General features: G+C 63.3%; 12 protein-coding genes. 3 read left to right on the top strand and 9 right to left on the bottom strand.

Translation table 11 applies throughout. The features are described 5' to 3' along the window. Window positions 1-7: 7 nt before the first annotated feature. From B9Z01_RS14300 to B9Z01_RS14275, 6 genes are all read right to left on the bottom strand, one after another. Window positions 8-1,030 (bottom strand): aspartate carbamoyltransferase catalytic subunit, encoded by a 1,023-nt coding sequence (locus B9Z01_RS14300; RefSeq protein WP_085484043.1) that lies wholly within the window; start codon window positions 1,028-1,030, stop codon window positions 8-10. Between the two features lie 280 nt (window positions 1,031-1,310). Further along, window positions 1,311-1,850, bottom strand: coding sequence for a bifunctional pyr operon transcriptional regulator/uracil phosphoribosyltransferase PyrR (gene pyrR, locus B9Z01_RS14295; RefSeq protein ID WP_085484041.1), 540 nt, complete (start codon window positions 1,848-1,850; stop codon window positions 1,311-1,313). Continuing rightward, entirely contained in the window at window positions 1,837-2,277 is a 441-nt protein-coding gene (ruvX, locus tag B9Z01_RS14290; protein WP_085484039.1) for a Holliday junction resolvase RuvX, read from the bottom strand. Before ruvX ends, pyrR begins: the two co-directional genes overlap by 14 nt. Before the next feature lie 10 nt (window positions 2,278-2,287). After that, a complete protein-coding gene (locus tag B9Z01_RS14285; RefSeq protein WP_085484037.1) occupies window positions 2,288-2,866 on the bottom strand; it encodes a YqgE/AlgH family protein in 579 nt (192 codons plus the stop codon). Window positions 2,867-3,257: 391 nt separating this feature from the next. Beyond that, window positions 3,258-4,691, bottom strand: coding sequence for a FimL-related protein (locus B9Z01_RS14280; protein WP_085484035.1), 1,434 nt, complete (start codon window positions 4,689-4,691; stop codon window positions 3,258-3,260). A 391-nt stretch (window positions 4,692-5,082) separates the two neighbouring features. Then, window positions 5,083-5,253, bottom strand: a complete 171-nt coding sequence (locus B9Z01_RS14275) for a rubredoxin (RefSeq protein ID WP_006047743.1) — start codon at window positions 5,251-5,253, stop codon at window positions 5,083-5,085. Window positions 5,254-5,612: 359 nt separating this feature from the next. Here B9Z01_RS14275 and B9Z01_RS14270 point away from each other — a divergent pair, with 359 nt between their 5' ends. The 3 genes from B9Z01_RS14270 to cysC all read left to right on the top strand — a co-directional run bounded on the left by B9Z01_RS14270 (window position 5,613) and on the right by cysC (window position 8,660). Next, window positions 5,613-6,473: a hydroxymethylpyrimidine/phosphomethylpyrimidine kinase gene (locus B9Z01_RS14270; protein WP_085484033.1), complete on the top strand. Its 861-nt coding sequence runs from the start codon at window positions 5,613-5,615 to the stop codon at window positions 6,471-6,473. Window positions 6,474-6,791: 318 nt separating this feature from the next. Continuing rightward, window positions 6,792-8,003: a chondroitin 4-O-sulfotransferase gene (locus B9Z01_RS14265; protein WP_085484751.1), complete on the top strand. Its 1,212-nt coding sequence runs from the start codon at window positions 6,792-6,794 to the stop codon at window positions 8,001-8,003. An 18-nt stretch (window positions 8,004-8,021) separates the two neighbouring features. Continuing rightward, window positions 8,022-8,660, top strand: coding sequence for an adenylyl-sulfate kinase (cysC, locus tag B9Z01_RS14260; protein ID WP_085484031.1), 639 nt, complete (start codon window positions 8,022-8,024; stop codon window positions 8,658-8,660). A 151-nt stretch (window positions 8,661-8,811) separates the two neighbouring features. Here the strand turns inward: cysC and groL are convergent, their stop codons facing one another. The 3 genes from groL to B9Z01_RS14245 form a co-directional block, all read right to left on the bottom strand. Further along, the gene (gene groL / locus B9Z01_RS14255) at window positions 8,812-10,452 is read right to left on the bottom strand and encodes a chaperonin GroEL (protein WP_027210057.1); all 1,641 of its coding nucleotides are present in this window, start codon (window positions 10,450-10,452) and stop codon (window positions 8,812-8,814) included. Window positions 10,453-10,505: 53 nt separating this feature from the next. Further along, window positions 10,506-10,796, bottom strand: a complete 291-nt coding sequence (gene groES / locus B9Z01_RS14250; protein ID WP_007178996.1) for a co-chaperone GroES — start codon at window positions 10,794-10,796, stop codon at window positions 10,506-10,508. A gap of 412 nt (window positions 10,797-11,208) precedes the next feature. After that, window positions 11,209-12,132 carry a LysR family transcriptional regulator gene (locus B9Z01_RS14245; protein ID WP_085484029.1) on the bottom strand — a complete coding sequence of 308 codons (924 nt, stop codon included), beginning with the start codon at window positions 12,130-12,132 and terminating at the stop codon, window positions 11,209-11,211. Window positions 12,133-12,157 lie beyond the last annotated feature (25 nt).

Raw genomic sequence — 12,157 nt, 5'->3', positions numbered from 1 at the left:
GCCGGCATCAGTCGTTATTGCCCGCGACGATTCCCATCACCGCCATGCGCACCGCGATGCCGAACGTCACCTGGTTCAGGATCACCGATTGCGGGCCGTCCGCGACCTGCGAGTCGATCTCGACGCCTCGGTTCATCGGGCCGGGGTGCATCACGATCGCATCGGGCGCGGCGAGCGCGAGACGCTCCGGCGTCAGGCCCCAGCTCTTGAAATACTCCTGCGACGACGGCAGCAGCGCACCGCTCATCCGCTCGTTCTGCAAGCGCAGCATGATGATGACGTCGACGTCCTTCAGACCTTCGTCGAGGTTGTGGAACACGCGCACGCCCATCTGCTCGAGCCCGCCCGGCAGCAGCGTGCGCGGACCGATCGCGCGCACTTCAGGCACGCCGAGCGTGGTGAGCGCGTGAATGTCCGAGCGCGCGACGCGCGAATGCAGGATGTCGCCGACGATCGCCACGCGCAGCTTCGTGAAGTCCTTCTTGTAATGGCGGATCGTGTACATGTCGAGCAGACCCTGCGTCGGGTGCGCGTGACGGCCGTCGCCCGCGTTGATCACGTGCACGTGCGGCGCACAGTGCTGCGCGATCAGGTACGGCGCGCCGCTCGACGCGTGACGCACGACGAACAGGTCCGCGTGCATCGCCGAGAGGTTGTTGATCGTGTCGAGCAGCGATTCGCCCTTGCTCGTCGACGACGCGTTGATGTTCAGATTCAGCACGTCGGCGGACAGCCGCGTCGCCGCGATCTCGAACGTGGTGCGCGTGCGTGTGGAGTTTTCGAAGAACAGGTTGAACACCGACTTGCCGCGCAGCAGCGGCACCTTCTTCACTTCACGATCGGTCACGCTGACGAACTGGTCGGCGGTATCGAGAATGTGATTGACGATGGACTTCGGCAAGCCGTCGATCGACAGCAGATGTTTGAGCTCGCCGTTTTTCGTGAGCTGCGGGTTGCCCTTCAGGAAGCCGTAGCGGAAGCGCTCGGACGCGCTAGCGGAGGAATCCTGGGCCTGGGTGGCGGTGTTCATGGTGTACCTGCTTCAAATACGGGCTTCAACGTGATCGGTGTCGATGCGCACTGCGTGTGACGGCTTGTGACGATTCATGACGCGTAGTAGCGCTCAGTGGCGCTCAGTGGCGATTCGCGGGCAATCTGCGCGCGTCACGCCGCGGCGCCCGGCTGCTCTCTTTTTGCGCGGCGCGAGCGGGCTCGAGCGGCGGCGTTCGAGCGACAGCGTTCGAACGGCATGTTCGTGCAGCCCATTCGCGGCTCGCACTCTACGCGCTGCCGCGCCGCTCGCGCGGGTTTCAATCGGTGCGTGCTTCGGTGTGAAAGGTCAATCGCTCGCGGCCTTCGCCGTCTGCTTCGCGGGCCAACACGAGCGTCGCATCGGCAGGCACATCCACCGTGCCGCCGACAAAACGCGCCGCCACCGGCAACTCGCGTCCGCCGCGATCGGCAAGCACCGCGAGTTCGACCGATGCCGGACGGCCATAGTCGTACAGCTCGTTCAGTGCCGCGCGAATCGTGCGGCCCGTGTACAGCACGTCGTCGACCAGCACGATGCGGCGGCCGTCGACCGTGAACGGCAGCGAGGTCGGGCTCGCCTGCGCGTGCAGCCCCTTCTTCGCGTAATCGTCGCGATGCAGCGCGACGTTCACCACGCCGAAGCTCGGTAGGTTCAGGTCGCGCGCGAGCCGCTCGGCGAGCCACGCGCCGCCGCTATAAATACCGGCCAGCACCACCCCTTCGGCACCGTTCTGCGCGGCGGCGAGCTGATCGCCATACGCCGCGCGAATCTGGTCGAGCAACGCGCGATAAAGCGCTTCGGCGTCAATGGAACTCATGAGCGTCGGAAAGTCCGTCTAGATATTGCTGGAGGATGATGCTGGCGGCTTCAGCGTCGAGCATGTCGGCGCGGCCGTTCCCGGCGCGGATCTCCGCCTCGGCCTCGACCGACGAATAGCGCTCGTCGACCCACGTCACCGGCAGATTGAAGCGGCCGTTCAACTGGTTGCCGAAGCGCTTCGCGAGTTGCGTGCGCGCGTGCGGCGTGCCGTCCGGGTGCATCGGCAAACCGACCACGAGCGCATCGGGCTTCCATTCGGCGATCAGCTTGCCGAGCGCTTCGAAACGATATTCGCGGGTGCGGTTCTGCACGACGACGAGCGGCCGCGCGCGGCGCGTCAGCGAATTGCCGACCGCCACGCCGATGCGTTTCTCGCCGTAGTCGAACGCAAGCAGCGTCGCCTCACGTCCGGGCGGCGGATTCATGCGCGGCCCCTCATGCGTGCCCAGCCTCGCCCGAGAGCATCGACAACGAAATGCCGAGCAGCGCGAGCGCGGCTTCGAGACGCTCTTCGGCGGGCACGTCGAAGACGATTTTCGGATCGGCTTCGACGGTCAGCCAGCCGTTCTTCGAGATTTCGTCTTCGAGCTGGCCCGCACCCCAGCCGGCGTGGCCGAGCGTGAGCAGGAAACGTTCCGGGCCGGACCCGCTCGCGACGGCTTCGAGCACGTCTTTCGAGGTGGTCATTTCGAGCCCGCCCGGCACCGACATCGACGAGGTATATCCGCTGCCGGCTTTCGGATCGTGCAGCACGAAACCGCGCTCGGTTTGCACCGGGCCGCCGAAGTACACGGGAACATGGAGAAGCGGTTCGATCTCGAGCTTCAGATCGATGCGATTGAAGAGCGCTTGCAGGTCGATATCGGTCGGCCGGTTGATGACGAGGCCGAGCGCGCCGCGCTCACTGTGATCGCAAAGGTAGACCACCGTCCCTGAAAACGTCGGATCAGCCATGTTGGGCATGGCGATCAGGAACTGGTTGGTCAGATTGATGCGATCGGTACTCTTGGACATAGTTGGGATTTTAGCAAAGACGATGCGGGATGGCGGGCTTCGAGCATAGCCGCGCGATGCGCTGCACCGGCCCTGCCTGCCGCGCGCCATCGACGCCGGATCAGGTTGCACTCTATCACGCGCGCGGCCCCGCTCATGCCGCGATCAGACGGCGCGCGGAGAACGTTCGAGCAGGGCTCATTCACCCATCATGCGCTAATCAGACAGCGAAGCGGCGGCGAATCTGCAACGTGAGGCGACATGCCCGCCGGCATGTCGGCAGGTTGCAGGATTGTGTCTTATCGCAACGGAATCGTCGCTGTTCATGCTGCCTCGGTGTGGTTCATTTTTTGCCCCGCCGTGACGAGGCGCACACACCCCGCCGCCGCCGCGAAAAGATTCACGCGCCGATTCACGCGCCGCCCTGCTCGATCGCGCGCGTCAGCGCGGCAAGCGCCGCTTGCGTGAGACTGCCGCCGGCCGGCGCAACGCCCGCCGCGACCTTGTGCAGCGTCGCGCGCAGCGCTTCGGCCGCCTGTTCGAGCGTGTCCGCCGCCGGTGCGCCGACGACCATATGCGCGCGCACCGCCGGCGTCGATACGCCCGCGTGCGCGCGACGCCGCCACGCGAGCCCCAGCGCATCGGCGAGCAGCGAGACGTGGCCGAGACCGAGCGCGCACGCCGCGGAGCCGAGCCGGTAAGCGGCGTCGCCTGCCTGGAGCGCCTCGCTGGGATCGGCTTTCTCCGGCTGATCGGCCGCGCGGGCATGCGCGCTCAGCGCCTGGATCGATGCGTCGGCGGTCTGCAGGAAATCTTCGTAGGCGTTCGCGTTGACGGCCAGCACGCCGAGATCGCGGGACAGTGAACTGTGTGTCGCGCTGATCGATTGCGCTTCGAGCGCGCCCGCCTCCCACAGCATTTCGGACGATTGCGTGCCCGCGACGTGCCAGTCGACGGTCAGGCCGTAGTCGTGCAGTACCTCGACCTGGTCGGCGTCCTCAGCCGCCGCGCCGAACAGCGCATAGTCGCGCCACAGGAGCGCGAGCGTCGCGCGCACGAGCGAACGCGGTGCGCGCTCGATGCCGCGCGCGTGATCGGCGAGCGCCAGATTGCAGCGTGCGTAGAAACGCCGCGCGTCGGTATCGCGAGCCGCGTGGCCGCCGACCCGCAGCGCCTTCGCGCAGGCTCGCGCGAGCCGCCAGAAGTCGTAGGGGTCGGGACCGGCGAGTTCGGTGAAAACAGCGTCGAGCTCGTCGAGCGCGGCATTCGTGACGGCCAGCGCGGCCGCGCTGCCCGTTTCGATCTGCGAGCGCAGTACCGGCAGCAGCGCGCGTTCGTAGCGCGCCCGCAGATGAGCGAGCTGGTCGGCGGATTGCGCATGCAACGATGCCGGCGGCACCGGCCGCGCGCACAGGGCGAGGTCCTCGAAAGCGACTGTGGTGCCGGGCGTGTGCTCGGCCAGTTGCGCGCACAGCGCGTGGTAGTGGTTGAACAGCGTGGGCGAACACGACAGTTCGCGCAGATTGTGACGCTCGAGCGCCGCACGGAAGTCGCGCAGCGCAGCGCCGAACAGCGGCCGCACGCCTTGCGCACCGGCCGGGGCCGCGGCCGCTTCAATGCTCGCGAGCGGCGAAAGCCGCACGAGCGCATCGGCGAAACGCTGCGCGCTCAGCCAGCCAGCCGTGTGCAATGCCTGCGACGCCCGCAGCAGCGCCGCGCCGCTCTCCTCGCGCTGCTCGAACGCGAGCGACGCCTCGGCGAGCGCCAGTTCCGCGGGACGGACCGCGCCGCCGCGCGGATTCGGCAGGGCGTCGAAGGAAACGGGTGCAGCGGATCGAAGAGTCATGGGCAGGCGACACGAAGCTGACGGGCTGTCGCTTCGCGCCGCATGCAGAGTGATCGGCCAACGCGCGAACCGGCGACAGGACAATGACAGACTGCCGTTGCGACACGGCACGCATCGACGATGCTCCACGCCGACGCGGTAAGACGGGTACCGGACACGCCGGTCCCTGCAGCCAACGTTTGAAACCGGGTTTCGAGAGCCTGCTTCAGCAAGCAATGCCGGTGGCAACCGCAGCGAACGTAGCGGACCTCGCGGGCAGCACGCCCCTCACCCGTTCTAACGGCTTCAGGCGTTCCGCGAAACCCGTGAAGCCGCACAATCCAGTCAGTCCAGAAAGATCCGTGAAGATCCAGAAAGACTCAGCCGGCCCGAACCGGCGGTCTCCCGGATGTCAGATCTGGACCATCTCGAAATCTTCCTTGCGCGCTCCGCACTCGGGACAGGTCCAGTTGATGGGAACGTCTTCCCAGCGGGTGCCCGGCGCAATGCCTTCGTCCGGCAAACCGGCCTCTTCGTCGTAAATCCAGCCGCAAATCAGGCACATCCAGCTTTGATATTCCATTCTTGTGTCGCGTCGTTGAGCGTGTGAATCCGTGGAAACGGGAGCCATGATGGTACCGTGTTGCCGCCCCCATGCCTAGCAATCGAAAACGCGCAATCGTAGCGTGCGCAGGCCTTTGGCGGAGCGGTCCCGCGCAACTGGAGCGGCGGTTGCGGCGTCATGCCGCGCGGGGATGTGCGCGTCGGCGGGACAACCTCTGCATGAGCTTGATCCGCCCCTCGACGCGCCCGCACTGCCAGCCACCCGCCGCCGCAAACGTGCCGCGGCGTGCGAAAAAACGCCCCCGGGGCGGTTTAGGCCGCATAATTGAGCCGGTTGCGCGCCGCGCGCCAGAATCCTGCTTCTTTTTATCCATTTTCATGCCCAGCGACACGCCTCCGATCGTCCTCACCTTCGGCCTCTCCGATCCCACCGGCGGCTCCGGCCTGCAAGCCGACCTGATGACTCTTGCCAGCATGGGCTGCCACGGCGTCTCCGTGCTCACGGGCTACACCGTGCGCGACTCGGCGAGCTGCGACGAAGTCACCGGACTCGACCCCGACGTCGTCGCGACACAGGCGCGCATGCTGCTCGAGGACATGCCGATCGCCGCTTTCAAGGTCGGCGCGTGCACGCGCGCGGAAGTGGTCAGCGCGATTGCCGAAGTCGTCGCCGACTACGACGACGTTCCGCTGATTCTCGCGCCCGACTTCACGCTCGACGACGAGCATGTGCTCGCCGCCGACGAACTGCGCGAAGCAATCGCCGATCTGCTCGCGCCGCAAACCACGCTGCTGGTCGCCGATTCGTCCACGCTGCTCGCGCTCGCGCAGCCCGACGGCGACGTGGAAGCGCCGAGCCTCGACGCGGCGATCTCCCACCTGCTGTCACAAGGCTGCGAGTACATTCTGTCGACGGAAACCGGCACGCACCGGCTCGTCAACACGCTCTTCAGCGAAGACGGCCAGTTGCGCCAGGACATGTGGGACCGAGCGCCCCATCGGCTGACGGGCTTGACCGATACGCTCGGCGCGGCGATCGCCGCGCTGCTCGCCAACGGCCAGGAACCCGCGGAAGCGGTGCGCGAGGGCCAGGAGTACCTGTACCAGGCGGTGCGCAATGCGTTCCGGCCGGGCATGGGTGCGTATATGCCCGACCGCTTCTTCTGGGCGCGCAGCAGCGACGACGAAACGCCGCCGGCGCCGAACCAGGACGCGGCGCCGGGCGAAGCGCGGCATTAGCCCTCTCTCGCCACTTGATACCCAAAACCCGCATTCGTGCGGGTTTTTTCATTAAAAAGCGCCGTTTCGTTGTTTACGCGGTGATTGCCGCTCGTCAAAGCGACAATAATAAAGGGACAGTGTAATGCGGCAATTCGGCAGCAATGCCGCAGCGCGAAAACCCATATAGCGGGCTCATAAACCTATTTATTACGCATAACAACAAAAGCCCGCGTTATCCGCTGTAACCAGACGCCGTATCGCGTAATTAAACGTTACAACGTCATCGGCGCCATGCGGCTAGACTTTACAGATTACAAATCTATCATATGTCCCCGTATGTCTTTTCCCACTTTTTTCATCCATCCTCCGAAAAGCGGCGGCTCTACTGTCATTTCGTTTTTTGAACTGAATAAAGGCAAAGACCAATTTATCAATTTCGTGTGGGATAGAGTTGGCTACGATAGCTTCCGCGCGAAACTGCTGGCAACCGGTATCGGCGGCGGGCATCAACCGTATGGCTTTCACCGGAACATCAGACTCCCGGTCAACTACTGCACCATCCTGCGCGATCCTCTCGCGCGCCAGATATCGCATTTCCGGTACGCGGCGACCGGCAAGAACGGCGCGGTCATGCAAGGTGTAACCGTGTCGGCACCCGAGTCGTTTGTGCACCAAGGCAAGATCTCCCTTGACGAATGGGTCAGCGAATCGCTGGGCGGAAAGAATCTGTTTGTCTACATGCTGAGCGGTCATTCCGTGGCAAATGAAAACAGCCTCGAAATTGCGCGAACACGTCTTAGCCAGCACATGAGTACGGTTGGCGTTTGCGAAGATATGAGCGAATTCCTGCTCCGGCTTTGTGGCACGACCGGACTGAAATTACCGTTTTACTTCGAGACCAACCTGACTAGCGGCCCTCCCAAGGAGAGAAGCCATTTAAGTGACGCAGCCAAACAGAAATTTATCGAGGACAATCACCTCGATTACGAATTATTCCGTCATGCCAATCGCATGATCGAGAGACATGCGGAGGAAACGGGAAGCGTCTTTTCGAATGCGCTGGAACTGGTTCGGGTCATTCAGGCGGAAATAAACCGGCTTGAGAATCCGTACGTCCACATCGTTCCCCTTGTCGGCTTCGATGAATCATTTCTGTCGAAAGTCAACAGCGTAGTCCGCCGATTCGACCTCTCACCTATCGAAGCCTATCTGGAGTTCGCGCAAAGCCGGAAACCCGTTCTCGCCGACCTGTTCGAAGGGTTCGTCGACACGGTTCGCGACGGCGTGGTATCGGGCTGGGCCGTCAATCTGAGCCGGCCGGAACAGAAAGTCCCGCTTGAGGTCCGTGTCGGCACGAATGTCATCGCGACCGGATCGAGCGGTGAGCCTCGCCCCGACGTGGCCAGTGCCGGATATGCTACCTCCAGCGCGGGATTTTCCATTCCGCTGCCCGCCGGCATCCCGGACGGCTTTCACGTCGCGATTGCCGATTCGGTGGAGAGCCTGCACAACGCCGGAGTCTGGCGGCAAGGTTGGCACTGCGTGTGAGCACAGGAGACCATATCTATGAAAAGGCCCCCGAATTTCCTGCAACGCTTCCACGGCACGATCGCGGGTCAGGACCGCACACGCATGTTCCGCCAACGGCCGGCCACGGTCTGGCTGACCGGCCTGTCCGGAGCGGGCAAATCGACCATTGCATTCGCACTTGAAGAGCAACTCATCGCTCTCGGCCATGCCTGCTACGTGCTCGATGGCGACAACGTTCGCCACGGGCTCGCAAGCGATCTCGGCTTCACCCCAAAAGACCGGCGCGAAAATATCCGCCGGGTCGCACACGTCGCCCAATTGATGAACGACGCCGGCCTCATTGTGATTACCGCGCTGATCTCGCCGATGTGCGAAGACCGTGCGATGGCGCGTGAGATCATCGGGCCGGACAAATTTATCGAGACCTTCCTTTCCGCACCGCTTGCCACGTGCGCGAGCCGCGATCCGAAAGGCCTCTATGCAAAAGCAAGAACCGGCGAGATCGGTTCGTTTACCGGCGTGTCCGCGCCCTATGAAGCGCCGATCGACCCCGAGCTCCGCGTCGACACAGGAACGTTGACGTCCGCCGAATGCGTCGCGCAGATATTCGGCTACGTGCGCGAGAAGTGTCTGCAGACTGCGGCTCAACGTACCGCTCACTCAACTGAAGCCTGATGATTCTTTAGGCGCCCCGCCAACGCCTGCCCCAAAAGAAAAAACCCGCGAATGCGGGTTTTTTCTTTTGGGAAGCACGGAAAGCACGCCTTGCGGCGTACTTTCCCATGTATCCGGACTGGGCCTCGCAAAATGTGAGACCCAGGCGGAATTACATGTCCATGCCCATGCCGCCCATGCCGCCGGGCATGCCGCCAGGCATCGGTGCATCTTCCTTCGGCAGTTCGCACACAGCTGCGTCGGTCGTCAGCAGAAGACCTGCAACCGAAGCTGCGTTTTGCAGCGCCGTGCGCGTCACCTTCGTCGGATCCACGACACCTGCGTCAACCAGGTCGACGTACTCGCCGGTTGCCGCGTTGTAGCCGTAGTTGCCTTGACCAGCAGCAACAGCCGCCACCACGACGCTGGCTTCTTCGCCACCGTTCGTGACGATCTGGCGCAGCGGTTCTTCCATTGCACGCAGAACGATCTTGATACCTGCGTCCTGATCGGCGTTAGCGCCCTTCAGGCCGGCGATTGCCGTACGTGCACGGATCAGCGCGACGCCGCCGCCAGCCACGATGCCTTCTTCCACAGCTGCGCGCGTTGCGTGCAGTGCGTCTTCGACACGTGCCTTCTTTTCCTTCATTTCGACTTCGGTCGCAGCGCCGACCTTGATCACTGCAACACCGCCTGCCAGCTTGGCAACGCGCTCTTGCAGCTTTTCACGGTCGTAGTCCGACGTTGCTTCTTCGATCTGCTTGCGCACTTGCTTGACGCGAGCTTCGATGTTCGCTGCTTCGCCAGCGCCGTCGATGATCGTGGTGTTTTCCTTGCCCACTTCGATACGCTTCGCCTGACCCAGTTCAGCCAGCGTTGCCTTTTCGAGCGTCAGGCCGGTTTCTTCAGCGATGACTTGACCACCGGTCAGGATCGCGATGTCTTCCAGCATCGCCTTGCGACGGTCGCCGAAGCCCGGAGCCTTGACAGCAACGGTCTTCAGGATGCCGCGGATGTTGTTGACGACGAGCGTTGCGAGCGCTTCGCCTTCGACGTCTTCAGCGATGATGAGCAGCGGACGGCCAGCCTTCGCGACTTGCTCGAGCACCGGCAGCAGATCACGGATGTTCGACACCTTCTTGTCGTGCAGCAGAACGAACGGGTTCTCGAGCACGGCGACTTGCTTGTCCGGGTTGTTGATGAAGTACGGCGACAGGTAGCCGCGGTCGAATTGCATACCTTCGACGACGTCCAGCTCGTCTTGCAGCGACTTGCCGTCTTCGACGGTGATGACGCCTTCCTTGCCGACCTTGTCCATTGCTTCAGCGATGCGGTCGCCGATCGACGAATCGCTGTTCGCCGAGATCGCGCCAACCTGAGCGATTTCCTTGTTGGTCGTGCACGGCTTGCTGATCTTGCGCAGTTCTTCGATTGCAGCAGCCACTGCCTTGTCGATGCCGCGCTTCAGGTCCATCGGGTTCATGCCCGACGCGACGTACTTCATGCCTTCGCGAACGATCGATTGCGCGAGAACCGTTGCGGTCGTCGTGCCGTCGCCTGCGTTGTCGCTGGTCTTGGAAGCGACTTCCTTGACCATTTGCGCGCCCATGTTCTGGAGCTTGTCCTTCAGTTCGATCTCTTTTGCGACCGACACACCGTCCTTGGTGACCGTCGGGCCGCCGAAGCTGCGCTCGAGGACCACGTTGCGGCCCTTCGGACCCAGCGTGACCTTCACAGCGTTCGCGAGAATGTTCACGCCTTCGACCATCTTGGCACGGGCGGAATCACCGAATACGACGTCTTTAGCTGCCATCTTCTAACTCCTTGAATTCTTTGGATATAACCGGGGAAGTAGCGGCTTTGCGCTTACTTCTGCACCACGGCCATGATGTCTTCTTCGCGCATCACGAGCAGTTCGTTGCCGTCGACCTTGACGGTCTGGCCTGCGTACTTGCCGAACAGGACGCGGTCGCCAACTTTCACGTCGAGCGCGATTTGTGCGCCCTTGTCGTCACGCTTGCCCGGGCCGACTGCGAGGATTTCGCCTTGATCCGGCTTTTCCGCTGCGGCTTCGGGGATCACGATGCCCGACGCAGTCTTGGTTTCCTGATCCAGACGTTTGACGATCACGCGATCATGCAAAGGACGAAGGTTCATACATACTCCTCTCTTGATTGAGACTGAAGAACGCTGAGAAAACCCGGCTGGCTGAGCCAGCCGGCGATGTTGTTAGCACTCTCGTGCAGCGAGTGCTAATTATATGGATGGGTGGTGACAAATTCAAGAAGTGGGGGAAGCGGGCTGTCGATGTCGAGATTCGCTCAACTTTGAGCTGTGTCCGCTTGAGTTTGAACTCGCGACCGGCGCCCGGGCATTGCGCTGGCGCACACTTCCCATAAAAAACAATTACTTAGCATTGAAATAGCCGGGGTGCCGTGTGGCGCGGGAAAGTACGACGCCTCGCCGTTTCTTGCGATCTCCGCTTGCAAGACCTTGCGATCAATCTTCGGTCAAGGGTAAACCCCGGCCAATCATGCTCGTCAGCCACGCTCGGAGAATTCGAAAAACGTCATACGGCGGGAGGCTGCGGTCCCTGGGCTTCGAGCGCCACTCGCTGCGTCGGGGAACATGCTTTATCGGCAAACCGCACGAACTCCCTCACCAGTGCAGCACGCACCTGCGCCCTGAGCCATAGCACGCCGACAGTACGGCTCGGCCGCGGCGGTGGCAGTTCCCACTTGCGCACTGAGCGGGCCGACATGTCCGTCATCGGCCAGTCGGGCAGAACCGACACGCCCAGGCCTTCGGCCACGAGTCGCGCGATGTTCTCGATGCCGTCGAGTTCGAAGCGCACCTGCGGCTGGATCTTCTTGCGGCGCAGGTAGTCGTCCGCCATCCGGCCACCGATCACGTTGCGGTCGTAGCGTATGTAGGGCTCGCTCGCCAGCGTGCGCAAGGGATCGCGCACGCGCATGGAGGCGGGTGTGACCAGCACCAGGTGTTCCTCTCTGAGCGTATGCCAGGCCGCCGACTTCGGAAGCTCGAAGGGTGCCTGGACGAGCACCGCCGCGTCCAGTTCGCCTTCCATCACCCGTGCATGCAGTACCGTGGTCGAACCGGGCTCGATGTAAATCGCGATGTCCGGATACTTCGCCACCCATCGCTTGAGGACCGCCGGCAGCATGCCGGTCATCGCGGTCGGCGTGGCGCCCAGCCGCAGAGGGCCGGCGGGCAGACTCGTGTGCGACGCCGCCGAACGCAGGTCGCGGACCTCGCGAATCACCGATTGAGCCCGCTCGAGCACGCGCAGCCCCGCCTCGGTCGGGCACACCGTTCGACCCGAGCGCGTCACCAGCTTGCCGCCGATGTCGGCCTCGAGTACCGCCAGCCGCTGGGCGACCGAGGCAGGCGTGAGCCCCTGGTGGCGCGCGGCCTCCGCGATCGAACCGAGCTGGGCGACCAGCACGAAGGTTTCCAGGAAACGTACGTCCATCGGACAAGCTCCATCGAAAAGATGA

Origin of the sequence: Paraburkholderia susongensis (assembly GCF_900177725.1) — a bacterium.
Taxonomy (GTDB): domain Bacteria; phylum Pseudomonadota; class Gammaproteobacteria; order Burkholderiales; family Burkholderiaceae; genus Paraburkholderia; species Paraburkholderia susongensis.
This window is presented reverse-complemented; position numbering and strand designations above follow the sequence as displayed.